The organism is Deltaproteobacteria bacterium (assembly GCA_016709225.1).
Taxonomy (GTDB): domain Bacteria; phylum Myxococcota_A; class Polyangia; order Nannocystales; family Nannocystaceae; genus Xiheibacterium; species Xiheibacterium phototrophicum.
Genome location: JADJEE010000001.1, coordinates 984,656 through 1,006,890, shown reverse-complemented (window position 1 = coordinate 1,006,890; position 22,235 = coordinate 984,656). Strand labels below are relative to the sequence as shown.

The 22,235-nt window shown below is 71.5% G+C and carries 20 protein-coding genes; 12 read left to right on the top strand and 8 right to left on the bottom strand.

All coding sequences use genetic code 11. The features are described from left to right. Positions 1–223: 223 nt before the first annotated feature. A complete protein-coding gene (locus IPH07_04240) occupies positions 224–1,663 on the bottom strand; it encodes a trypsin-like peptidase domain-containing protein (GenBank protein MBK6916592.1) in 1,440 nt (479 codons plus the stop codon). Positions 1,664–1,825: 162 nt separating this feature from the next. Here IPH07_04240 and IPH07_04235 point away from each other — a divergent pair, with 162 nt between their 5' ends. From IPH07_04235 to IPH07_04190, 10 genes are all read left to right on the top strand, one after another. Next, a complete protein-coding gene (locus tag IPH07_04235; GenBank protein MBK6916591.1) occupies positions 1,826–2,404 on the top strand; it encodes a hypothetical protein in 579 nt (192 codons plus the stop codon). Beyond that, positions 2,385–3,434 carry a polyprenyl synthetase family protein gene (locus IPH07_04230; protein ID MBK6916590.1) on the top strand — a complete coding sequence of 350 codons (1,050 nt, stop codon included), beginning with the start codon at positions 2,385–2,387 and terminating at the stop codon, positions 3,432–3,434. Before IPH07_04235 ends, IPH07_04230 begins: the two co-directional genes overlap by 20 nt. After that, positions 3,431–4,198: a ubiquinone/menaquinone biosynthesis methyltransferase gene (locus IPH07_04225; protein ID MBK6916589.1), complete on the top strand. Its 768-nt coding sequence runs from the start codon at positions 3,431–3,433 to the stop codon at positions 4,196–4,198. Before IPH07_04230 ends, IPH07_04225 begins: the two co-directional genes overlap by 4 nt. Further along, a complete protein-coding gene (locus IPH07_04220; GenBank protein MBK6916588.1) occupies positions 4,195–4,797 on the top strand; it encodes a UbiX family flavin prenyltransferase in 603 nt (200 codons plus the stop codon). The genes IPH07_04225 and IPH07_04220 overlap by 4 nt, the downstream gene beginning before the upstream one ends. Beyond that, positions 4,794–5,402: a hypothetical protein gene (locus IPH07_04215; GenBank protein ID MBK6916587.1), complete on the top strand. Its 609-nt coding sequence runs from the start codon at positions 4,794–4,796 to the stop codon at positions 5,400–5,402. Before IPH07_04220 ends, IPH07_04215 begins: the two co-directional genes overlap by 4 nt. Then, positions 5,399–6,604: an aminofutalosine synthase MqnE gene (gene mqnE, locus IPH07_04210; GenBank protein ID MBK6916586.1), complete on the top strand. Its 1,206-nt coding sequence runs from the start codon at positions 5,399–5,401 to the stop codon at positions 6,602–6,604. Before IPH07_04215 ends, mqnE begins: the two co-directional genes overlap by 4 nt. Further along, positions 6,601–8,586: a CofH family radical SAM protein gene (locus tag IPH07_04205; GenBank protein ID MBK6916585.1), complete on the top strand. Its 1,986-nt coding sequence runs from the start codon at positions 6,601–6,603 to the stop codon at positions 8,584–8,586. The genes mqnE and IPH07_04205 overlap by 4 nt, the downstream gene beginning before the upstream one ends. Continuing rightward, entirely contained in the window at positions 8,583–9,488 is a 906-nt protein-coding gene (locus IPH07_04200) for a UbiA family prenyltransferase (protein ID MBK6916584.1), read from the top strand. The genes IPH07_04205 and IPH07_04200 overlap by 4 nt, the downstream gene beginning before the upstream one ends. A gap of 946 nt (positions 9,489–10,434) precedes the next feature. Next, positions 10,435–11,823, top strand: a complete 1,389-nt coding sequence (locus IPH07_04195) for a pyridoxal-phosphate dependent enzyme (GenBank protein ID MBK6916583.1) — start codon at positions 10,435–10,437, stop codon at positions 11,821–11,823. 19 nt (positions 11,824–11,842) lie between these two features. Next, on the top strand, positions 11,843–13,027 hold the full coding sequence (locus tag IPH07_04190) for a cystathionine gamma-synthase (protein MBK6916582.1): 1,185 nt from the start codon (positions 11,843–11,845) through the stop codon (positions 13,025–13,027). Positions 13,028–13,042: 15 nt separating this feature from the next. On the opposite strand, the gene IPH07_04185 is transcribed toward IPH07_04190, so the two are convergent. The 5 genes from IPH07_04185 to IPH07_04165 all read right to left on the bottom strand — a co-directional run bounded on the left by IPH07_04185 (position 13,043) and on the right by IPH07_04165 (position 16,818). Then, positions 13,043–13,945, bottom strand: coding sequence for a hypothetical protein (locus IPH07_04185; protein ID MBK6916581.1), 903 nt, complete (start codon positions 13,943–13,945; stop codon positions 13,043–13,045). Continuing rightward, entirely contained in the window at positions 13,942–15,045 is a 1,104-nt protein-coding gene (locus IPH07_04180; protein ID MBK6916580.1) for an OmpA family protein, read from the bottom strand. Before IPH07_04180 ends, IPH07_04185 begins: the two co-directional genes overlap by 4 nt. Beyond that, positions 15,042–15,500 (bottom strand): hypothetical protein, encoded by a 459-nt coding sequence (locus IPH07_04175; GenBank protein MBK6916579.1) that lies wholly within the window; start codon positions 15,498–15,500, stop codon positions 15,042–15,044. Before IPH07_04175 ends, IPH07_04180 begins: the two co-directional genes overlap by 4 nt. A 290-nt stretch (positions 15,501–15,790) precedes the next feature. After that, the gene (locus IPH07_04170) at positions 15,791–16,216 is read right to left on the bottom strand and encodes an AgmX/PglI C-terminal domain-containing protein (GenBank protein ID MBK6916578.1); all 426 of its coding nucleotides are present in this window, start codon (positions 16,214–16,216) and stop codon (positions 15,791–15,793) included. 5 nt (positions 16,217–16,221) lie between these two features. After that, positions 16,222–16,818: an OmpA family protein gene (locus IPH07_04165; protein ID MBK6916577.1), complete on the bottom strand. Its 597-nt coding sequence runs from the start codon at positions 16,816–16,818 to the stop codon at positions 16,222–16,224. 393 nt (positions 16,819–17,211) lie between these two features. On the opposite strand from IPH07_04165, the gene IPH07_04160 reads away from it, so the two are divergent. Beyond that, complete coding sequence (locus IPH07_04160; protein ID MBK6916576.1) at positions 17,212–18,231, top strand: hypothetical protein; 1,020 nt, start codon at positions 17,212–17,214, stop codon at positions 18,229–18,231. An 8-nt stretch (positions 18,232–18,239) separates the two neighbouring features. On the opposite strand, the gene IPH07_04155 is transcribed toward IPH07_04160, so the two are convergent. Then, positions 18,240–20,072: a HEAT repeat domain-containing protein gene (locus IPH07_04155; GenBank protein MBK6916575.1), complete on the bottom strand. Its 1,833-nt coding sequence runs from the start codon at positions 20,070–20,072 to the stop codon at positions 18,240–18,242. Continuing rightward, the gene (locus IPH07_04150) at positions 20,069–21,493 is read right to left on the bottom strand and encodes a hypothetical protein (GenBank protein ID MBK6916574.1); all 1,425 of its coding nucleotides are present in this window, start codon (positions 21,491–21,493) and stop codon (positions 20,069–20,071) included. The genes IPH07_04155 and IPH07_04150 overlap by 4 nt, the downstream gene beginning before the upstream one ends. Before the next feature lie 214 nt (positions 21,494–21,707). Here IPH07_04150 and IPH07_04145 point away from each other — a divergent pair, with 214 nt between their 5' ends. After that, the gene (locus IPH07_04145) at positions 21,708–22,232 is read left to right on the top strand and encodes a hypothetical protein (GenBank protein MBK6916573.1); all 525 of its coding nucleotides are present in this window, start codon (positions 21,708–21,710) and stop codon (positions 22,230–22,232) included. The last annotated feature ends 3 nt before the right edge of the window (positions 22,233–22,235 follow it).

Here is a 22,235-nt window from a genome sequence, read left to right as displayed (position 1 = left end):
GTCAAACGAGATCTCGTCCCGTTTCACGCATCGACCCCTTTGAGTTCGCGCGCATCACTGCGCTGCTCCGCGCTCGATCGACGCCGCACACGATCGTGGTCCCGCTCTGCCCGGTGTGCAGCCTTCGGACATCGGAAACACGCCGCACATTCGGCGCGTCGCCCGTGCGGCCATTCGGCGGAGCGATCGCGGCCCGGCCGAGCCCCGCGGCGCGACGCGGCCCCTACTCGAGTTCGATGGGCCAGTAGGCCTCGCTGCCGTCGGCGCTGCGGATCCGCACCCACGCGGTGCTGTCGCGGCCGCCCGCGCGCAGCAGCACCCGCAGCTCACCGAGCAGCTTGCCGAGCGCCGCGAGGTCGGCGGTCTCGCGGCCGAGCAGGCCGAGGATCTCGCCCCCGCGCACGCGCGCGCCGTAGCGACCGAGCCCGTGATCGCCGACCGCATCGACGATCGCCGGTGGCTCGCGCTTGCGATCGAGCCGCACCCCGAGCACGCGCTCGGCGTCGATGAAGGTCTGCTCGCGATCGTCGGCGGCACCGGTCTCGACCTCGAGTCGCTGCGCTGCGCCGTCGCGCACCACCGTCAGCGTGATGCGCTCGCCGGGGTACATCGCGCGCACGGTCTCGACGAACGTGCGCCCGAGCGTGGCCGGATCGCTGGCGCCCATGCTGGCGTCGAGCCGCGCGCCGCGGGCCTCGACGATGACGTCGTGGGCGCGCACGCCCGCGCTCGCGGCCGCGCCGCCTTCGACGACGTCGGCGACCACCAGGCCACTGGCGTAGCCGAGCTCGCGCACGCTCGCCGGCAGCGGACGATCGAGCGCGAGCGTGACCCCGAGCGCGCCGGCCTTGGGCGCGTCGCCGCCGGTGACCGCCTGCAGGAAGCCACGCACGTGATCGATCGGCAGCGCGAACGCGATGCCCTCGGCCTGGCGATCGCGGGCCGTCACCAGCCCCACCACCTCGCCCGCGAGCGTGAACAACGGCCCGCCGGAGTTGCCGACGTTGATCGACGCGTCGAGCTGCACCAGCGGCACGCCGACGCCACCGACCCCGACGCGATCGACCGCCGACACGATGCCCGCCGACACCGAGTGCGACAGCCCCAGCGGGTTGCCGACCGCGAACACCTGGGTGCCCGGCTGCAGCGTCGCCGAGCGGCCCATGGTCGCGGCCTCGAAGCGCTCGCCGGGCTGGCCATCGAGCAGCAACACCGCGAGGTCCTCCTGCCGATCGGCGACCACCACCCGCGCCGCCAGCTCGCGGCCGTCGGGGAAGCGTGCGCGGATCTGCGGCGGCGTCGCGAGCTCACCTGGGCCCGCCAGCGCGCCGGGACTCGTCACCTCGCCGACCACGTGCATGTTCGTGATGATGACGCCGCTGGCGTCGATGATGACGCCGGCACCGGCGCGGGTCGGCGTGCGCAGGGAGACCACGGTGTTGCGCGTCTTCGCGATGGCGTCGACCAGCTGCGGCGGCGCCGGCTCGGGTGCGGCCGCCGGCACCGCGACGACCGGCGCGACCGCGGGCGGCGGCGGCGACCCGATGCGCCCCAACATCACCGCGGCCGCGCCGAGCACCACGCCGGCGAGGCCCGCACCCGAGGCCAACCAGCCGGGTCGTGCGCGCATCGTCGCGGTGGGCTCGGGGTCGGGGATGCTCACGGGATCGAAGGCCGTGGCAACCGTAGCAGCAAGGGCTGCGATTCCCCACGGGGCTCGATCCCCGCGGGCGAAAGCGGTGTGGCGCGCGAACCGGTTTGACAGCGTGCCTCGCCGGGAGTAAGCCCCTCTTCGTTCAGTTCAATTTGAACCGAACCCACTGCGATGCCCGAGCCCGCCCCCACCGCCGCACAGGCCGCCCTGACCGCCGCGCAGGACGAGCTGGCCGAGGTGTTCGGCAACATCGCTGCGTTCTGGGGCTTCACGCGCACGCAGGGCCGCGCGTTCGGGCTGCTGTTCCTGTCGCCAGCGCCGCTGGGCCACGCGGAGATCCGCGCGCGACTGGGCGCCAGCGCCGGCAGCGTGAGCATGACCTTGGCTTCGCTGCAGCACTGGGGCGTGGTCCGTCGTCAGGGGCGCGAGTTCGTCGCGCAGACCGACCTCTGGGAGATCATCACGGGCGTCTTCCGCCGGCGCGAGCGCGCCCAGGTCGACGACGCCATCGCGCGGCTCGAGTCGATCCTCGCCGCGCTGCAGCGCGTCCGCAGCCACGACCCCGCGATCGCGTTCGCACGCGGGCGGATCGAGCGGCTGCTGGAGTTCTTCGAGTTGGGGCGTCGATTCCTCGACGCCTTCGTCGCGCGACACCGCTTGTCGGGGTTGCTTTCGTCCATCGCCCAGCGCGCCGCTCGTTTCCCGGCGCTGCTGCGGCACTGGGGGCAAGATGTCCGAGTCGGCCCATGAGCCCGCGGCAGTCGCCGCGTCTTCGTTCACCGTCGCTGCGCCACCGCGCACGGGCACGGCCGCACTGCTGGCCGAGGCGCTGTCGTTGGTCGACGGCGACCTCGAGCTCGCCGAGCACGCGCTCGCCGAGCTGTTGCGCTCCGAGATCGCGGTCGTGCCCGAGGTCGGCGGCCACCTGGCGTTCGCCGGCGGTAAGCGCTTCCGCCCGCTGCTGACGCTGCTGTGCGCCAAGGCGGCCGGCTACGGCGACGCCCACCGCATCACCGTCGCCGCGGTCGGCGAGCTGCTGCACACCGCCACGCTGCTGCACGACGACGTCATCGACGGCGGCGAGTTCCGTCGCGGTCGGCCCACGGCGCGCGGCGTGTTCGGCAACGGCATGGCGGTGCTGGTCGGCGACTTCGCGCTCGCGCGCGCGCTGCAGGCCATCGGTCGCACCGGTCGCATCGACGCGGTGCAGTCGATGGCCGACGCGGTCACGCGCATGGCCGAGGGTGAGGTCGCGCAGCTGCACGGCTGTGGCGACGACTCGCTCGATCGCAGCCGCTACGCGATGGTCATCGATCGCAAGACCGCCGCGCTCATCCAGTGGTGCAGCACCGTCGCGGGGCTGCCCGACGCGCGGCTGGTGCCCGCGCTGGCGCGCTTCGGCAGCGAGCTCGGCTTCGCGTTCCAGATCGCCGACGACGTGCTCGACTACGGCCTGGGCGGTCACGAGCCCACCGGCAAGGAGCCCGGCCAGGACCTGCGCGACGGCAAGATGACGCTGCCGCTCATCCTCGCCTGCGACGACGATCCGCGGCTGCACGCCCGCGTGCGCGCGGCGCTGCGCGGGCCGGTGCCGATGCCGGCCGCGCTGGCCCACGAAATCCTCCACGCGGTGGTCGCCAGCGACGGGCCCCGTCGCGCCGCCGCGATCGCCTGCGAACACGCCGAGAAGGCCATCGCGGCGCTGTCCCAGCTGCCGCCCTCGTGCTCGCGCGCCGCGCTCGAGCAGGTCGCAGCGTACGTCGTGCGGAGATCGACATGACCACCCCCGAGACCTCCCTGCCCTCCTCCAGCGGCACCTCGCTGGCGCCGATCGACGCCCACGGCAGCCAGGTGCAGCGCATGTTCGATCGCATCGCCGGCGGCTACGACCGCGCCAACCGGGTGATGAGCCTCGGCATCGACGAGCGTTGGCGCCGGCGTGCGGTCGCCGATCTGCTGCGCCACGTGCCGGCCGATCGCGTGCCGGTCGCGCTCGATCTGTGCGCCGGCACGCTCGACAGCTCGCTGGCGATCCACCGCGCGTTCCCCCGCGCCAAGGTGCTGGCCGGCGACTTCGCGGCCGAGATGCTCGAGCGCGGCCGCGCGAAGCTGGTCGGCGAGGCCGCGGCGCACATCGACACCGCGGTGATGGACGCCCACGCGCTGCCGGTCGACGACGCCAGCTGCGATGCGATCTTCTGCGCCTTCGGCATCCGCAACCTCTCGGACCTCGGGCGCGCCTGCGCCGAGCAGGCCCGCGCGCTGCGCCCCGGCGGCAAGCTGGTCGTGCTCGACTTCTTCCGCCCCGACTCGCTCGGCACCCGCATCGTGCACGCGATCTACAACCGCGGTGTGCTGCCGTGGGTCGGCTGGGCGGTGACCGGCGACCGCGAGGCGTACCAGTACCTGCCGCGCAGCATCGGCCGCTTCGACAGCACCAACGAGTACGCGGCGCGGCTGCAGGACGCCGGCTTCGTCGACGTGCGGGTCGAGGGCCTGACGATGGGCGTGGCCTCGATCGTCCGCGCCACGAGGGCGGGATGACGGCGCGCCGCATCGTGGTCGGCATCAGCGGCGCGTCGGGCTCGATCTACGCCCGTCGCACGCTCGCGCTGCTGTCGGCGGCGCGCGCCGGCACGCTGCCGGGGCTGGCGGCCCCGTGCCCACTCGACGTGCACTGGGTCGCGACCGCCAACGCCGAGCTGGTGTGGCAGCAGGAGCTCGGCGAGGCCATGCCGGCCACCGTCGCGGGTGCGCGGCGCTGGCAGGCCCACGATTTCGCGGCCCCGTTCGCGTCGGGCTCGAGCCCGGCCGACGCGGTGATCGTCGCGCCGTGCTCGATGAGCACGCTGTCGCGCGTCGCCCACGGCGGCGGCGGCGACCTGCTGAGTCGCGCCTGCGAGGTCGCGCTGAAGGAGCGGCGCACGCTGGTGCTGGTGGTGCGCGAGACCCCGCTGTCGCTGGTGCACCTGCGCAACATGGTCACCGCCACCGAGGCCGGCGCGATCGTGCTGCCCGCGGTGCCTTCGTTCTACGGCGCGATCACGACGCTCGAGCAGGCCATCGACACGGTGGTCGTGCGGGCGCTCGATCGTGCCGGTGTCGCGCTGCCGCTGCTGCAGCGCTGGGGAGAGCCGTCATGATCGATCCCGAGTCGGTGCTGGCATTGTTGGACGAACCCCTGGTCGCCGCGGTGAAGGCCCGCGCGCGCCGGGACGCGGCGTTCGGTCGCGCGATCCGGGTGCTCGACGCCAGCGCGTGCGAGCTGCCCGACGCGGCCGCGACCACCGCGGCCTTGCTGGCGCCGCCGCAGGCGGGCCCGTGGCCGCAGCTGACCACGCTGGCGCCGGGCAGCGCGGTCGTCGTGCAGGTCGAGGCCAGCGCGGAGGGCCGCGCACGCTACGTCGGCTGGCTCGCCGAGGCCGCGGCCCGTGGCTTGCCCGCGCTCGCGCTCGCGCCCTGCTCGCGCGATGACGCCGGCCTGCACCGGCTGTGGTGCGTGGCCGCGGCGCGGCTGCTGCTGCCCGACACCGTGTCGATCCACGCGCGCTTCGATCTGCTCGGCATCCGCCTGGCCCAGCTGGCGCTGGGCTTCGGCGCCGACGCCCTGGTCGGCCCGATCGCCCCCGATCGTATGCTGCTGTTGTGCGGCGTGACGCGCCCCGACGAAGCCACCCACGCCGGCTTGCAGACGCTCGTGCGTCACGCCGGCCTGCAGCCCGCCCCGAGCACCGAGGTCACCCGATGATCCGCGACGACGCCCGCCTCTCCGAGATCCAGCGCAAGCTCGACGACCGCACGCCGCTGTCGTTCGACGACGGCGTGTGGCTGTACCGCGTGCCCGACCTGTGCACCCTGGGCGCGCTCGCCAACGGCGTGCGCGAGCGGCTGCACGGCGACCGCACCTACTTCAACATCAACTTCCACATCAACGCGACCAACGTCTGCCACTCGGACTGCAAGTTCTGCTCGTTCGCCCGGCTCGAGCCCGACATGCCGCAGGCGTACACGATGAGCCTCGAGCAGGTCCGCGGCAAGCTGGTCGAGCGCCGCGGTCAGCACGTCACCGAGATCCACATCGTCAACGGCCTGCACCCGACGCTGCCGTGGTCGTACTTCAAGGACACGCTGCGCGTGCTCAAGGAAGAGCGACCCGAGATCCACCTCAAGGCCTACACGGCGGTCGAGATCCACGACTTCGCCGAGCGCTACCAGATGGGCTACGAGCAGGTCCTTCGCGAGCTGATCGACGCCGGGCTCGGCAGCCTGCCCGGCGGCGGCGCGGAGATCTTCGCAGAACGCGTGCGTCGCAAGATCTGTCGCGAGAAGGCCACCGGCGACCAGTGGCTCGACGTGCACCGCACCGCCCATCGCCTGGGTCTGCGCAGCAACTGCACGATGCTCTACGGCACCGTCGAGACCCTCGAGGAACGCATCGATCACATGCTGCAGCTGCGCGCGCTGCAGGACGAGACCGGCGGCTTCCAGACCTTCATCCCGCTGTCGTACCACCCCGAGGGCAACGACCTCGGCAAGCTGCCCGGCCCCACCGGCATGGACGACCTGCGCACCTACGCGGTCGCGCGCCTGATGCTGCACAACATCGAGCACATCAAGGCCTACTGGATCATGCTCGGCATCAAGACCGCCCAGATCGCGCAGAGCTTCGGCGCCGACGATCTCGACGGCACCGTGCAAGAAGAGAAGATCTATCACATGGCCGGCGCCGACACGCCGCAGGCGCTGACGCGCCACGACCTCGTGCGACTGGTCCGTGAGGCCGGTCGCCGCGCGGTCGAGCGCGACACGCTCTACCACGTGCTGTGGGAGGACGACGGCGCACCGCTGCCGGAGATCCGCATCGACGCCAGCGTGCCGTACTCGGGGCTCGAGCCGCGCAAGCGGCTGCCGCTGGCCAGCGACGGCGGCACCACCGAGGTGCGGCCATGAGCGCGCCGCTGCGACTGCTGGGGGTCTCGTTCTTGAACGCGCGCCCGTTGGTCGCGCCGTTGGTCGCCGAGCCGCCCCGCGACGACGAGGGCGCGCCGCTGTTCGAGATCGCCGAGGACCTGCCCTCGCGCTGCGCCCAGAAGCTCGCCGCCGGCGATTGCGACGTCGCGTTGGTGCCGGTCGCGACCCTGCTCGATCACCCCGAGTGGGAGGTCGTGCCCGACGTCGCGATCGCCTGCCGCGGCGCCGTGCAGACCGTGGTCGTGGTCTCGGAGCGCCCGCTCGAGGCGCTGTCGCGCATCGTGCTCGACGGCGCCTCGCGCAGCTCGGCGTTGCTGCTCGAGGTGCTGCTGGCCGCCCGTGGGCTCGCGCCTGCGCTCGAGGTCGTGCCCCACGGCGAAGGTGCCTCGCACGTGCGCGCCGACGTCGGTGCGCTGGTCATCGGCGACGCCGCGTTCGGCCTGGTGGGTCGCTTCGCGCACACCATGGATCTCGGCGCGCAGTGGTTCCACGAGACCGGCATGCCGATGGTGTTCGCGGTGTGGGCCGCCCGACCCGGCGCGCTGCAGCCGGTGCACGTGCGCGCATTGCAGCAGGCCAAGCGCACCGGCCTCGCGCAGATCGAAGCGCTCGCGCGGGCCTATGCCGAGTCGCACCGCGGCAGCGGCCTCTCCGAGGTCGAGTACGCCCGCTACCTGCGGCACTCGATCCGCTACGAGCTCGACGCCTACGAGCGCGAGGGCTTGGTCGAATACTTGAGCCGCGCCCGCGAGGTGCGCGGGCTCGTGCGGCCCGACGACGACGAGGACCTCGCCCACGTCAACTTCGCGACCCTCGGCTACGCACCGCTCGAGCACCGCGGGCGCGTGGCCGCACCGCGCTCGGTCGACCAGATCCTCGCGCGCGCGACCGCCGGCGAGCGCATCAGCCTCGCCGAGGGCCTGCGGCTGTACGACGAGGCCGACCTGCTCGCGCTCGGGCAGGCCGCCGACGCCCGTCGCCGCGCGCTGCACCCCGACGGCATCGTCACGTACATCATCGATCGCAACGTCAACTACACCAACGTCTGCACCGCGCGCTGCAAGTTCTGCAACTTCTACGTGCCGCCGTCGGGCAAGGCCCACGACGCCGGCGCCTACGTGCTCACCCGCGAGCAGCTGACGCAGAAGTTCCGCGAGACCGAGCAGCTCGGCGGGGTCCAGATCCTGCTGCAGGGCGGGCTCAACCCCGAGCTGCCGCTGTCGTGGTACGAGGAGCTGTTCCGCTGGACCAAGGCCAACTTCCGGCTGGCCCTGCACGCGCTGTCGCCGACCGAGATCATCCACCTGGCCCACCTCGAGCAGATCGGCGTGCGCGAGGTGCTGGAGCGCCTGCGCGCGGCGGGCATGGACTCACTGCCCGGCGGCGGCGCCGAGCTGCTGCACGACGAGATCCGCAACCGCATCTCGCCGTTCAAGAACACCACCGACGAGTGGCTCGAGGTCATGCGGCAGGCCCACACGATCGGCATGCTGACCACCTGCACGATGGTGTTCGGCTTCCAGGAGACCGGCGACCATGTGCTCACGCACCTCGATCGCCTGCGCGCGCTGCAGGACGAGTCGCTCGCTCGCGAGGGCGGCGGTTCGTTCACGGCGTTCATCACCTGGCCGTTCCAGGCCGACGGCACCCGCCTCAAGCTGCGCGACGACACCAGCGCGTGGCGATACCTGCGGATGCAGGCGCTCGCGCGGCTGTACCTCGACAACATCCCCAACCTGCAGGTCAGCTGGCCGACGCTCGGGCCCGACATCGGCGAGGTCGGTCTGCGCTTCGGCGCCAACGACTTCGGCTCGGTGATGATCGAGGAGAACGTGGTCTCGCAGGCGGGCGCCCACTTCATGCTCACCGCGGCGCAGATCGAGCACCACATCCGCCAGGCCGGCTTCCGCCCCGCGCGTCGCAACATGCGCTACGAACGACTCGAGGTCGGCGCGGCATGAGCGAGGCGGTGGCCTCCGCGCGGCCCGGCACACTGCGGGCGTTCGGCTCGCTGGTGAAGCTGAGCCACACCGTGTTCGGCTTGCCGTTCGCGCTGGCCTCGACCCTGCTCGCCCACCGCTTCGCCACCGCCCACGGCGGCCTCGGCCTCGACGCCCTGCGGGTGTTGTGGATCGTGCTGGCCTTCACCGGTGCGCGCGCGGCCGCGATGGGCTTCAACCGCATCGTCGACCGTCGCTTCGACGCTGCCAACCCGCGCACGGCGACCCGTGAGTTGCCGGCCGGCGTGATGTCGCTGCGGGCGGCGTGGTCGCTGACGCTGCTGTCGGCCGCGGTGTTCGTGGGCGCATCCGCGGCGCTGGGCTGGCTACCGGCGCTGCTGTCCCCGGCGTGCCTGGTCGTGCTGCTCGGGTACAGCTACTTCAAGCGCTTCTCGTGGTCGAGCCACCTCGTGCTCGGGCTCGCGCTCGCGCTCGCGCCCGGCGGCGCGTGGATCGCCGTCACCGGCGGCTTCGCCGGCGCGACCGCACCGCTGCTGCTCATGCTCGCGGTCGCGACCTGGGTCGCGGGCTTCGACGTGCTGTACGCGCTGCAGGACCAGGACTTCGATCGGGCCGCCGGCCTGCACTCGATCCCGGCCCGCTTCGGCACCGTCGGCGCGCTGGTGATCTCGGCCGCGCTGCACGTGGTGACGCTGCTCGCGCTGGCGCTGCTGCACCTGCACGCCGGGCTCGGGCTCGCCCATGCCGCCGGCCTGCTCGTGATCGCGGTGATTCTCGTGGCCGAGCACGTGATCGTGCGCCCCGGCGACCTCTCGCGCATCGGCAAGGCGTTCTTCGATCTGAACGGCTGGGTCAGCCTCGGCTACCTCGCCGCGGTCGCCATCGACCTCGCGCTGGCGTGATGGCCGGGCCGCCACGATTCCGTGATGGCCCGCGCGTGCGCCGGCGACGGTGCGCCGCCCGGCACTCGACCCTCCCGCGGGATTTGACCGCCGCGGCGTCGCAGGGGATGCTGTGAAGCAGATGGTGCGTGCACATCTGGCGTGGATCCCGGCGGTGTCGCTGCTGGTCGGTGCGCTGCCGCGGCAGGCCCAAGCCGCCCGCGATGACGACGACGAGCCCGGCTTCGTCGATCCGCGCCGTCGCCAGCTGCCGCCGACCCATCGCTTCCGACTCGGCGTGGAGCTGGCGTACATCCGGTTGTCGAAGGCCGTCGACGCCGACACCGGCAAGGCCCAGCGCTTCCACTACGTGCCGCTGATGGCCGACTTCGCCTACCAGGCACAGTTCCTCAAGTACATGATGGTGCGGCCCAGCCTCGCGATGGGCACCAACGTCGGCAACACCCTCGAGGCGATGCCGCTGGTCATCCACCCCCAGCTCCACCTCGGCTACCAAGGCGCGCTGGTCGGCGTCGCGCTCGGCTACGGCTTCTTCCACCCGCTCATCAACCGCAAGGACGTCGTGAGTGCCAGCCGCGGTGGCCTCGGCGAGCCGGTGATCCTGAACAACCACCACGTCGGCGGCGAGCTCTCGTTCACGACCCGCGTCGATCGCGGTGCGATCTCGTTCATCCTCCGCGTGGCCGGCGTGCGCAGCCACCTGCAGCACTTCGAGCTCGACAAGCCCAGAGCTGGCGCCCGATGTTCACGTTCAACATCGGGTGGTTCTTCGGCGACGGCAGCAAGCAGCGCGCCCGCCAGGCCCAACGCCGCGCCGATCGGGCCGCGGCGGCCGAGCCGTGAATCCCGCCCGGCTTCGTGGTACGACTCCGGCCGTCGCGGCCCACCCGGGGAGCCCCGTCCGCAGCAGCGCGGACGCCCCCGCCGCGACTGCAGGGAATCGAACATGCAACGATCGCTGATGCGCGGCGCAGTCGCGGACCTCACCCAGGCCATCGGGCACACCCCCATCGTACGACTGCAGCGCGTCGCGGAGGATGTCGAGTCGAGCATCTACGTGAAGCTCGAGTACTTGAACCCCGCCGGCTCGATGAAGGACCGCGTCGCGCTCAACATCATCACCGACGCCGAGAAGCGCGGCATGCTCGGCCCCGGCGGGACCATCGTCGAGGCCACCAGCGGCAACACCGGCGCCGGGCTCGCGATGGTCGCGGCGACCCGCGGCTACAAGTGCATCTTCGTGATGCCCGACAAGATGTCGAAGGAGAAGATCGACGCGCTGCGGGCCTACGGCGCCAAGGTCGTGATCTGCCCGACCGCGGTCGAGCCCTCCGATCCGCGCAGCTACTACTCGACCGCGCGCCGCATCGTCGAGGAGACCCCGGGTGCGTTCTACTCGAACCAGTACCACAACCCCGCCAACCCCGAGGCCCACTACGTCTCGACCGGGCCCGAGATCTGGGACCAGACCGGCGGCGAGTTCGATGCCTTCTGCGCCGGCATGGGCACCGGTGGCACGCTGTCGGGCTGTGGCCGCTACTTCAAGCAGCACAAGCCCGACCTCAAGCTGGTCGGCGTCGACCCCATCGGCTCGCTCTACTACGAGTACGTCAAGACCGGGCGCCTGACCAAGCCGTTCTCGTACTACGTCGAGGGCATCGGCGAGGACTTCCTGCCCTCGACCATGAACCTCGACCTGCTCGACGAGGTGGTGCAGGTCGACGACAAGGAGTGCTTCTTGATGACGCGCGAGCTTGCGCGTCGCGAGGGCATCTTCACCGGCGGCTCGGGCGGCGCGGCGGTGGTCGGCGCCATCAAGTACGCCCGCGCGCTCAAGCAGCCGCAGAACATCCTGGTGCTGCTGCCCGACAGCGCGCAGAAGTATCTGTCGAAGATCTTCAACGACGAGTGGATGCGCAGCAACGGCTTCCTCGCCGACGACGACACCGAGGGCACCGTCGCCCACGTGCTCAAGCACAAGCCCCATCGGCTCATCACCGCGCCGACCAGCGCGACCGTGCGCGACGCGATCCAGATCATGAAGGAGCACGGCATCAGCCAGCTGCCGGTGCTCGACGACAACGGTCGGCACTGCGGCATCGTGGCCGAGATCGATCTGCTCAACTACCTCGTCGAGCACGAGGGCGCGCTGGCCGAGCCGCTCACCGCGCTGGTCGAGTCCGACTACGCCACCGTGACCCCGCAGACCCGCATCCAGCTGGTGCGCAACATCTTCAACGACGCCAAGGTCGTGCTGGTGGTCGAGGCCGACCGCCTGCTCGGCGTGCTCACCAAGATCGACATCATCGACTACCTCGCCAGCCACCGCGGCTAGAAGCCCGCCGGAGTCCACCATGGCCGAGTACCGCAAGGACCAAGACCACCTGCCCGAGGGCGCGCGCCTCGAGACCCTCGCCATCCACGGCGGCCAGCACGTCGAGCCGGTCACCGGCGCCGTGATGCCACCGGTGTTCCAGACCTCGACCTACGCCCAGAAGGCGCCCGGCGAGCACACCGGCTTCGAGTACAGCCGCACGCAGAACCCCACCCGCTACGCGCTCGAGCGCGGCGTGGCGGCGCTCGAGGGTGGTCGCTTCGGCTTCGCGTTCGCGTCGGGCTGCGCCGCGACCACGACCATCGTGCAGCTGCTCGACGCGGGCGACCATGTCGTCAGCGTCGACGACGTCTACGGCGGCACCTTCCGGCTGTTCGACAAGGTCATGCGGCGGCTCGGCATCCGCTTCACCTTCGTCGACCCTGGCGACACCGCCGCCATCGAGGCGGCGATCGAGGAGCGCACCAAGCTGGTGTGGGTCGAGACCCCGACCAACCCGATGCTCAAGCTCGCCGACATCGCGGGCATCGCCGCGGTGTGCAAACGCAAGCGCGTGCTGCTGGCGGTGGACAACACCTTCGCCACGCCGATGCTGCAGCGCCCGCTCGAGCAGGGCGCCGACCTGGTCATGCACAGCACGACCAAGTACATGGGCGGCCACTCGGACGTGGTCGGCGGCGCGGTCGTGACCGCCGATGCCGACCTCGCGGCGCGGCTGGCATTCCTGCAGAACAGCTGCGGCGCGGTGCCGGGGCCGCAGGACTGCTACCTGACGCTGCGCGGCATGAAGACGCTGGCGCTGCGGATGGAGCGGCACTGCGACAACGCCGAGCGCGTGGCCGAGTTCCTCGCGCAGCATCCGAAGATCCGCCAGGTGGTGTATCCCGGGCTCGCCAGCCACCCGCAGCACGCGCTCGCGCAGCGGCAGATGGCCCGCGGCGGCGGCATGATCTCGGCCTACCTGAACGGTGATCTCGAGGCCGCCCGTCGCTTCCTCTCGGCGGTGAAGGTGTTCACGCTGGCCGAGAGCCTGGGCGGCGTCGAGAGCCTGATCGAGCACCCCGCGATCATGACCCACGCGAGCATCCCCGCGGCGACGCGGAAGGCGCTCGGCTTCGACGACGGCTTCGTGCGGCTGTCGGTTGGCGTCGAACACGTCGACGACCTGCTCGCCGATCTGCGCCAAGCGCTCGATCGCGCGTGAGCCCGCCGCTGGGCGTCAGGCCGCCGCTGTCGGCGGCTTGCGGGTGATGGTGTACTCGAGCCGCAGGAACTCGAGGCCGAACACCGCGAAGCGATGCTCGGCCCGCAGGCCATCGCCGTCGGTGCGGATCTCGAGCCGTTCCTTCATGGTCCGCACGTAACGCACCGCGAGTCCGTCGGGCCGCTGCACCGTGAAGTAGAAGCCGGGATCGCCGAAGCGCTTGCCATCGGAGACGAGCGCGAAGCCCTCGCCCTGCGCGACTGGTCGCAGCGCGATGACGGCGTTGCCGTGCGGCAGTGGGAACACCACCCGCACGCACGGATCGGCGCAGCCCGGGATGATGGCGGTGCCGTAGTCACCCACGAACAGCGGCAGGCCGGTGCCGCCGGAGGTCCGCACCCAGCCGGTGTGCCGTCGCTCGCCGCTGTCCGGGTCGACCAGCGCGACGATCCGCGAGCGCACGCCACCGTCGACGTCACTGCTCGACAGCGGCAGGTTCAGCTGCGCGAGCCGGCGACTGAAGAGCCGCGAGATGAGCCACCCGAGCGGCCGGAACAGGCCCCGCCAGCGCGGCACGATGCGAAGCTCCCACGCGGTGGTGCGCTCGTAGAACGCGGCGATCGCCGGCGACACCACCTGCGGATCGAAGCCGGGGCCGGCCAGCGCCGTGAAGCGCGTGAGCAACCCCGGCGAGTCCTCCGGTGGCAGGATCCGCAGGCCGTGCCGCGCGGCCCACTCGTCGAAGAAGCTCGCACCCACGCCCAGCACGTCGCCCACCGGTCCCACGAGCCACGGCGCTTCGCGGGGGTCGACCTTGCGCCCGGTCGCGCGCACCCACAGCTGCGTGACCTCGTCGACCAGGCGTCCCCGCGAACGCCGAGCCGGCGTCCGCGGGTTGGCGCGCTCGAGCTCGGTCACTTGCTCGACGGCACGAACAAGATCTCGATGCGCCGGTTCTTCGCGCGACCGTCCTTGGTCTTGTTGTCGGCGACCGGCTCCGCGGAGCCCTTGCCGAACGCGGTCATGCGATCGGGTGCGACGCCCTGCGCGGCGAGGAACGCCATCACGCTCTTGGCCCGCGCGTCCGACAGCTGCAGGTTCTTGCTCTTGTTGCCCTTGCTGTCGGTGTGGCCCTCGATGACCATCGCGTAGTCCGAGAACTCCTTGGCCACCTCGGCGAGGCGGTTGAAGGTCGCCTCCATCACCGGCTGCATGTCGACGCCACCCGAGGCCGAGAAGGCCTCGACGACGGTGATCTGCACGCCGCCCTCGACCATCGAGCGCGACACGCCGGTGATCTCGCCGACCTTCTCGAACAGCGCCTTCTGCCGCGCCATCTTGGCCTGATCGGCCTCGGTCGAGGTGTACTTCGGCTCGGCCTCGCGCTTGGCGGCCTCGGCCGCGGCCTTGGCCTCGATCGCGAAGCTCTGCGCATCCTTGGCGCGGTTCTTCCCGAGCGCATCGGTGGCGGCCTTGAGCTTGGCCTCCGCCGCAGCAAAGTTCACGCTGGCGTGCACGTCGGCGTCGACCGCCTGCGCGTCCTTGAGGGCCGACAGCGCCTCACCGATCGCGCTCTTGGCCGCACCGACCTCCTGGCTGTCGCTGACCTTGCCCTCGAGCGCGATGATCTGCTGCATGCGATCGAGCGTGGCCTTGGCCAGCTTCTGGCGCTTCTTGGCCTCCGCCAGATCGTCCTCGAGCTTCGCGGTCTCGGCGTTGACCAGCTCGGTGGCGGCGGTGAGCTCGATGCTCTCGTGACGCAGGCTCGCGGACTCCCACCACAGCCACGCCAGGTGGGCGTGGTGCTTCAGCAGGTCCTCTTCCTTGTCGTCGTGGGCCTCGACCGCGCGCGCGTGCTCGTCGTCGGCGCGCTTGACCAGCTCGGGCAGCTCGAGCTTGAGCTCCTCGCCCTCACGGGTCTTGCGCTCGTTCTCGAACTCCGTCATCTCGGCCGGCTTGGGCAGGCGCGAGCAGGCCGCGAGCGCGACCGCCATGGCGATGATGTGGATGCGCTTCACTTGCCACCTCCCAGCTTCTTCTCGAGCTCGGACTGCTGCTTCTCGAGGGCGTCGGCGTCGGCGCGGACCTTCGCGAGCTCGGCCGCGAGCGCGTCGCGCTTCTTGGCCGCGTCGTCGTGACCGGCCTTCGCGGCGGCGTGCTTGATCTTGGCGCCGATGAGCGACAGCGTGCCCTCCAGCTCGTCGAGCGTCCGCGCGAGCGCGTCGCGCTCGCGGCGCTCGCCGATCATCGTGCGGGCCTTGTCGCGCAGCGCCTCGGCCTTGCCGAGCTCGGTGGTCGCGGCGTGGCGGGTGTCGTCGACGTTGTGCTCCTTGAGCTCCACCGTGAGCTTCTGCAGGCGGGCGTCGCCGTCGTCGTCGGCGGCCTCGATGCGACCGGGTCCGAGGAGCATCAGCGCGAGCAATGTCGCGCCGACCGTCAGGTGGGTGGTACGTGGATTCGCTGCAAAGGGCATGGATCGCTCCTGGCGCCCGCGTGGATGAGACGGGGCGAGCAAGTGTAGGGTCGTTTGGTCGCGCGGCGAAAGCCCGCGGGCGCGGGCGACTGCCGCGATGCGACGACGTGATCGTCGACCTCGACGTACATCGACGCGACAAGGCCCACCGCCGACGGTCGCAGCCGTCGATCGATGGGCCCATGTTGGAAGGCACGATGCCAGAACTGCACGGGACCGTGCAGGAACCAGCGTCGCGCGCCCGTCCGCGGTCCTCGAATCGACGCGATCCGAGGGCCGCGGGCGCAGCGTCAGGCCGCGGGCGCGTCGGCGGGCGCGTCGGCGGGCGCGTCGGCGGCCACCGGGGCACCACCGGCAGCGTTGAACGTCCACGTGAACGTGGCGTCGCCCTGACGACGATCGGGCTCGGGCAGCGTGAGCCCCTCGAGCGCCTTCACCACGCACTGCTGCAGCCCCTCGGGGGCAGTGCTCTGGTTCGGATCGGCGTTCACGTTGGTGAGCAGGCCGGTCTTCTTCTCGACGTTGAAGGTCACGACCACGTTCCCGCTCTGCGAGGGGTTGGCGGCCAGCGCCGCGTCGTAGCACGCGACGACGTCGCTATTCTTGGTCTCGAGCAGCGTGCGAGTGTCGTTCTTGTAGGTCTCGGTGTCGCGCGCCATGAAGCTGCAGCCGCCGAGAATGCCCACACCGAGGAGGATTGCGATGGACGTCTTCATGGAAATCACTTGGCTCCCTCGATGACCTTCTCGTTGCCCTTTTCGTCGATCTCGACCTTGGTCTTCTGGACGTCCTGCTCCGTGATCGTGAACTCGACGCGGCGGTTCTTCTCGCGACCGTCCTCGGTCTCGTTGTCCGCGATCGGTCGGGTCTCGCCGTAGCCCTTGGCCGACAGCAGCGACTTGTCCACGCCGCCGTCCTTGGTCAGGTACTTGAGCACCGACTTCGCACGGTTCTCCGACAGCTTCTGGTTCTTGGCGTCCGAGCCCTCGGCGCTCGCGTGGCCCTCGATCTCGATCTTCTTGACCTCGGGGTGCTCCTTGATGACCTTGGCCACCTCGTTGAGCAGGTCGTGCGAGACCGGCAGGATCTTCGCCGAGTTGACCTCGAACTGGATCTTCTCGTTGATGACGATCTTGTTCTCGCGGACCTCGACGCGCTTCTGCGGCTCCGGCGGCGGCGCCTCCTCGACGGGGGCTGGGGCGGAACCGACGATCGCGATGCCGGAGGCGTCGCTGAAGACCCTCGGGGCGCAACCGGCCACCGCGATGGCGGTGAACAGCCCGGCGATCATGAGCCGGGAAATGCGATGAGCGTGCATGGGAAGGAGCTCCATCCGCCGTTTGGGAAACGGGCGGTTCGGTGGGTGGTGTTGGTGAGTGCCGGCGAAGCGTGTGCCCCGTGGGATGGGGGCGCCCGTCGCCGGTGCTGTGCGCGCGCAACTTTAGAAGCCGCTGCGAAATCGTCAACCCCGATCCGGGGGCCCATCCGGACGCAATTCGCGATCGTGGAAATTGGCCGCAGCGGCGCGGTACGCCACCGAATGGAGCGTTTTCTCGCAGTCGTGCCGGGCCCCCGTCAGACCCCGACACGACGGTGACAGAGTGATGACAGCGACAACTCGGTTGGCAGGGCGTCGGCAGCCGCGAGGTCGGCGAGGAAATCGAGTCTGGCTGGCTCGCCGAGCCGCGATGGCAGCGCTAGCCTAGTCGCGATGTCCGGTGCATACCCCAGGTTCGGTGTCGCGGCGCGGTCCCTCCCCGTCGCGATCGGGCTCACGCTCTGCGCAGTCTCTGCCGACGCCTGGGCGCGGGCCCGCGCTTCGGCGCCGGCCGAGATCCCACCGCCGGCGGCGTCGGTGACGGTCGCCGAGCCGCCAGCGCCGGGCCCCGAGCCCGCGCCGGCCCCTGCACCCACGCCGAGTGATCCCGCCGCCACCGCGACCGTGCCCGACGCGAGCGCCCCGGCGCCGACCGAGGCCCCGCCAGCCGAGCCGGCGCCTCCCACAGCGGCGGGCCTGGCCGCCGACAGCCTCGACGCGCCAAGCGTCGCGACGCCACCGTCGGCCGCGGCCACGACCCCCGCAGCCGCGGCGACGCCGGCCACCGCGGCCCCGAGCGAGGAGGAGGCGCTGACGCCCAACGAGGCCATCACGAAGGCCTACGCGCCCCGCTTCCGCCCGGCCCGCGACGTCGGGCGGCTCAACGTCGTCGCACGGCTACTGTTCGCCAACGCCGGCGGTCAGGACTCCGCCGGCGGTCGCTTCGGTGGCGCCACCGTCGACGTCGGCCAGAGCTGGAACCGCTTCGGCTACGCCGCGACGGCGTCGGTGTGGGGTGGTCGCTACGTCGCAGCGCCGAGCGGCAACGTCGAGATCAACGCGCTGCTCGGCATCGGCCCCACCGTTGGGCTCGGACGGCTCGCGCTGCTCGGCCGCGGCTTCCTCGACCTGCGGGCCGGCTACGACTTCTACTACGGCGTGGTCAACCAGCGTGCGAGCGTCGAGCTGCAGTCGACCGCCGGCAGCGGCGTCGCGGTGCAGCCGGCCCGCAATGTCGCGCCGCACGGACCCCGCGTGCGCCTCGACCTCGGCTTGGTCTCCCTCGATGACGCGCGCCGCTTCTGGCACGGCATCGGGCTCTCGATGGGCTACCAGGCGCTGATCGGCAGCTTCGGCGCGCAGATGCCCCGCGTGCACATGCTGACGCTGGGCCTGACGTACTGGATGGGCTAAGGGCGTCGCTACCGCAGGCGCCGCTCGAGCCGACGCGCGGTGTCCTCCAGCGCGGCGCGATACGCCACCGGCACCAGCTCGATCTGGTGCCGCAGGTACGGCAGCAGCTCGGCGTTGGTGAGCTCGCCGAGCAGGTGCGCGGCGGGCTCGACGAAGTTGCGATCGCCCTCGCGCAGGCGATCGCAGAGGAACTCGAGCGCCTCGACGGTGTTGATCTTGCCGATCGCCTTGAGCGCGGCACGACGGGCATTGTCGCCGTCGGGCAGGTCGCGGGCCGCGAAGATGCGCCGCAGCGGCTCGAAGGCGTGGGGGAACACCAGCTGCGCGGTCGCGGTCGCAGCGGCCTCGCGGACCTCGGGCTCGTCGTCCCGCAGCGCGCGGCCGATGAGCGTGAAGCTACGCTTGAAACGGAGCTTGCCCATCGCCTCGGCGACCGCGCGGCGGATCGGCACGTCGCCGTGGTCGAACAACGCCTCGAGCGCGGCGATGACCGGGTACGCGCGAATCGCCTCGAGCCGTCGCGCGACGTCGACCGGCGCGACCGCGCTGCCGCGACGCTCGAGCTCGAGCACCAGCAGCAGCGCATGCCGACGCACGAAGTCGGGGAAGCGGCGATCGGCCATCACGCCGGCGGCGATGAGCGCGGGGTCGCCCTCGAGCTCCCACTCGGCGAGGTCGACGTACCAGACCTCCTCGTACTCGGGCAGCTGCTTGAGGAACTCGGGCACCGGCACCGGCCGCGGCGCGTCCTGCAGATCGTTGCCGAGGCGATCACACAGCCGGCGATAGCGCTCGCGTGCGCGGCCCGACAGCTCGAGCTGCAGCAGCCGGCGGTAGACCTCGAGCACCTGCTTGAAGGCCCGCACCGACGCGAACGCCTCGGCGGCGGCGAGGTACGCATTCTCGACGATCTGCATGGGGTGGCCGGCCGACTGCGCCTCGACGCCGGCCTTGAGCCACGCCTCGGCGCTGCGCAGGCGCAGGTCGTCGCCGTAGGGCATGCCCGCGCGGGTGCAGTAGTCGGCAGCCTCGCGCAGGATGCCGGCGGCGGCATGCCACTCGCCCGAGCGGCGCGCGATGCTGACGAAGGCCTCGTGCAGCCGCAGCGCATCGAGCTTGAGGCCGTCGTCCCGCAGGATCCGTACGCTGTTGAGGTAGCCCTCGGCGACGTTCTCGAACGCCTGGGTCTCGCTGCCGATGCGCGCGATGAGCTGGTAGCAATCGAACGCGCGCTCGCGCAGCCCCTCGGTCTCGAACAGATCGGCGACCTCTTCGACCGCCGTGGTCGCGCTGGCCAGCGCGGCCTGCGAGCGCTCGTGGCCGAGCCGCAGCAGGCACAGGCCGTAGTTGATCTTGGCCAGCGCCGACTCGTAGGGCCGCTCGTGCAGCTCATCGCGGGCAGTGATGTCCTGCCACAGCGTCGCCGCCACCGCGTCGTCGCCGGCGCGCTCGAGCTCGATCGCACGATGCACCGGCATCTCGCCGAGCCCGAACCAGTCCGCGGCCGCGCGGGCATGGCCGGCGCGCGCGAGGTAGATGCCCATCAGCCGCACGCCCCGCAGCGCCTCGGGATCACCGGTCTGCACCCGCACGGCCTCGTGCGCGAGCAGCTCGGCCGGCGGCTCCTCGGTCGCCCGCAGGTAGGCCGCACACGCCATCGCCTCGCGGCCGTGGCCGAGCACGCGCAGGCACTCGGCCATGGCGCGCAACCACTCCTCGTACTCGAAGTCGATGCGATCGACGACCTCGACCAGGTGCCGCAGATGCACCAACGCGTCGGCGTAGCGACCGGCGCGCATGTTGGCCTCGGCGCGGACCCACAGCACCGCGGTGTCGATCACGGTCGCCGCCTCCGCTCGGGCACGCGCTGCGACTTGGTGCCGCGCCGCGCCGCCGCCGGCTTGCCGCTGCGGCGGGCGTCGAGGTCGCTCTGGACGTCGTCGATGATCTGCCGCGCGCGGTGAGCCCGACGGCCGTGGCTGATGGCGTCGGCGTCGATCACATGCACGCGGTGGAGGCTGTCGAGGTACGGCAGCTCGAGCGGACCGCTGGGCAGGATGAACACGCCATAGATCGGCGCGCGCGCGCTCAGCAGCGCGACCTCGTCGGGCGGCAGCTGGCACTCGCCGTGGGTCAGCAGATACACCAGCGTGTGCGCGGCGGCCCGCCGCGGGGTGTTGAGCTCGGCGTTGAGCTGGCGGATGACCCGCGCGTAGTTGCGGCCCCGCTCGGCCCTGAACTGCAGCGCGTAGGGCACCTCGGCGCTGCCGGTGGCCTGCACCTTCACGCCCTCGTACAGCCGCGAGTCGAAGAAGCGCAGCGTGACGTCCTCGCCCAGCAGCGCCAGTCGCTTGCACAGTGCGAGTGCGAGCCCGCGGGCGAAGACCTCGCGAACGCCCCGCATCGATGCGCTGCCATCGACCAGCACCTGATGGGTGCGGCGCTCGCTCTCGAGCTGCTTTTCGTGGGTGAAGTAGAACAGCTCGCTGTCGACCAGCTTCTGCTCGAAGACGTCGTTGTCGTACGCCAGCTGCGTGAGCACGAGGTCGTCGAGATTGCCGCGGCGCTCGAGCGCCGCGTAGCCGTCGATGCTGAAGCTCTGCTGACCGGCCTCGCGGCGAACCTCGAGGATCGACGGCAGCAGCTCCATCGAGAAGTCGACCACGTCGGCCAGCGACGGACTCATGATCACGTTGTAGAGGTCGGCGAGATCGACCCCGGGCAGCGCGTCGCCGCCGCGGAACAGGCCCAGGAGGCGCAGCGCATCGAGGTCGATCTGCTCGATCTCCAACAGCGGCAGCAGGCGATGGGTCGCCAGCGTCGACAGCCACGCCAGCGCGACCGACTGATCGTAGCGGTTGTAGGCGGTGCCGGGCTCGATGCGGGTGTAGTGCACGACGTCGACCGGCAGCGGCGAGGCCCGCAGCACCCGCACGTCCTCGGGCAGCTGCGGGATGATGCTGGCGAGCACCCGCGCCAACACCACACCGACCATGGGATCGCGGTGCTTCCAGCCGGCCTGGGTGCGCGCGAGCTCCGACTCGCCGAGCTCGACCAACAGCCGTCGCCAGCCGTCGCTGATGTCGGCGTCGCCGAGGCCGCGCAGCTGCGCCGCGGGTCGACCGAGGCCGGCGATCAGACAGCCGAGATCGTGCACGACGACCAGCGGCACCGCGAAGCCCAGTCGCGCGAGCGAGTTGTGCCACGACACCGCGCGCATCAGCGCGAGCGCACCGGTGCCGTCGAGCTGCGACAGCGCCATGGTCCCGACCTGGCGCTCGAACTGCGGACCGACGGTCGCCTCAACCGGTTGCGTGGCACGGGCCGACATGGATCTGGGACGCGGCGGCGAGGAACCTGCCCGGACCATAGCAGCTTTCCCCACGCCGCAGGCGCCCGCGCACGCGGCCTTGCGGCGTGGTGCGCGAGCGCAGCGACGAAGCTGCGATGATGGCGGCCTTGCCTACGAGGTCCCCATGCTCGGCTTGTCGTCGCTCCTGCTCGCGTGGCTGTCGCAGCCGTGCACCATCACGGTCAGCGGGCTGCCGGTGCCCGCGCGCACGCACCATCACCTCGAGGTGACCGGCGGCGAGGTACGGCTCGATCGCGGCGCACTCGAGGTGAAGCTCGCGGTCGACGACGTGGTCGTGCGTCTGGTCGGGCCCCGCTACACCGGCGGCCTGCGCGTGCGCTTGACCGACTGCGCCGACGGCCGTGTGCTGTCGCTGCAGGCCCGCCCGCGTCCAGCCGCGGTCACCTTCGAGAACGCACCCACCGACCTGGTGCTGCGCTGCATCGATGCCTGTCCCGCGAACCTGTCGCGGACGTGGATGCTCGCGCGCGAGCTGCCGCCGCTGCCGGTCGAACACGGCCTGCGGGTGGAGGTGGAGCTGCGCGCCCCCGGCCACGTGCGATCGCGGCGGGTGCTGGATCTGCTGCCGGGCCCCAACGCGATCCCGCTGCGGCTGCGGCGGATCGACGGGTCGCAGTCGCTGCGCTGAGCA

What these genes read in the sequence shown, in the direction of transcription:
- IPH07_04235 (MBK6916591.1), top strand. Translation starts at nt 1,826, where the DNA reads ATGCCCGAGCCCGCCCCCACCGCCGCACAGGCCGCCCTGACCGCCGCG.
- IPH07_04230 (MBK6916590.1), top strand. Translation starts at nt 2,385, where the DNA reads ATGTCCGAGTCGGCCCATGAGCCCGCGGCAGTCGCCGCGTCTTCGTTC.
- IPH07_04225 (MBK6916589.1), top strand. Translation starts at nt 3,431, where the DNA reads ATGACCACCCCCGAGACCTCCCTGCCCTCCTCCAGCGGCACCTCGCTG.
- IPH07_04220 (MBK6916588.1), top strand. Translation starts at nt 4,195, where the DNA reads ATGACGGCGCGCCGCATCGTGGTCGGCATCAGCGGCGCGTCGGGCTCG.
- IPH07_04215 (MBK6916587.1), top strand. Translation starts at nt 4,794, where the DNA reads ATGATCGATCCCGAGTCGGTGCTGGCATTGTTGGACGAACCCCTGGTC.
- mqnE (MBK6916586.1), top strand. Translation starts at nt 5,399, where the DNA reads ATGATCCGCGACGACGCCCGCCTCTCCGAGATCCAGCGCAAGCTCGAC.
- IPH07_04205 (MBK6916585.1), top strand. Translation starts at nt 6,601, where the DNA reads ATGAGCGCGCCGCTGCGACTGCTGGGGGTCTCGTTCTTGAACGCGCGC.
- IPH07_04200 (MBK6916584.1), top strand. Translation starts at nt 8,583, where the DNA reads ATGAGCGAGGCGGTGGCCTCCGCGCGGCCCGGCACACTGCGGGCGTTC.
- IPH07_04195 (MBK6916583.1), top strand. Translation starts at nt 10,435, where the DNA reads ATGCAACGATCGCTGATGCGCGGCGCAGTCGCGGACCTCACCCAGGCC.
- IPH07_04190 (MBK6916582.1), top strand. Translation starts at nt 11,843, where the DNA reads ATGGCCGAGTACCGCAAGGACCAAGACCACCTGCCCGAGGGCGCGCGC.
- IPH07_04175 (MBK6916579.1), bottom strand. Translation starts at nt 15,500, where the DNA reads ATGCCCTTTGCAGCGAATCCACGTACCACCCACCTGACGGTCGGCGCG.
- IPH07_04170 (MBK6916578.1), bottom strand. Translation starts at nt 16,216, where the DNA reads ATGAAGACGTCCATCGCAATCCTCCTCGGTGTGGGCATTCTCGGCGGC.
- IPH07_04165 (MBK6916577.1), bottom strand. Translation starts at nt 16,818, where the DNA reads ATGCACGCTCATCGCATTTCCCGGCTCATGATCGCCGGGCTGTTCACC.
- IPH07_04160 (MBK6916576.1), top strand. Translation starts at nt 17,212, where the DNA reads ATGTCCGGTGCATACCCCAGGTTCGGTGTCGCGGCGCGGTCCCTCCCC.
- IPH07_04150 (MBK6916574.1), bottom strand. Translation starts at nt 21,493, where the DNA reads ATGGCGCTGTCGCAGCTCGACGGCACCGGTGCGCTCGCGCTGATGCGC.
- IPH07_04145 (MBK6916573.1), top strand. Translation starts at nt 21,708, where the DNA reads ATGCTCGGCTTGTCGTCGCTCCTGCTCGCGTGGCTGTCGCAGCCGTGC.